Consider the following 349-nt stretch of genomic DNA (forward strand, 5'->3'; position numbering starts at 1 on the left):
AAATGCGTCAGGCAGTCAGCGCGGAGCAACAAATTTGCATCTGCGATGCAAAAGAATCACGCAAAACGCTTGCACGCTTGTAGAATCCGACGTTGAAGCATTTGCATCCCGCTGTGCTTCGTCTACTCACTGACCAACACTGGTAGGAGAAACATGCCGACTTCCGCAAAGAAAGTGGCCAAAAAGGCAGCAGCCCCGGCCACCAAGAAAGTTGCCGCAAAGAAAGCGCCCGCCAAGACGGCCGCAGCTAAGAAGGTCGCCGTGAAGGCGTCCGGCGTTTCGTCGCCGATCAAGGACACCTTCACGAAGGCCTCGCTGGCTGCTCACGTTGCTGAGCGCGCTGGCGTCG

Annotated in this window: 1 pseudogene; it reads left to right on the plus strand. The window is 57.0% G+C overall.

Annotated elements, in window-relative coordinates:
• Nucleotides 1-153 precede the first annotated feature (153 nt).
• A pseudogene (locus SB751_RS28730) lies at nucleotides 154-349 on the plus strand (DNA-binding protein); the annotation flags it as partial.

Source organism: Cupriavidus sp. SIMBA_020 (assembly GCF_046535395.1).
In the GTDB taxonomy this organism is placed as follows: domain Bacteria; phylum Pseudomonadota; class Gammaproteobacteria; order Burkholderiales; family Burkholderiaceae; genus Cupriavidus; species Cupriavidus campinensis.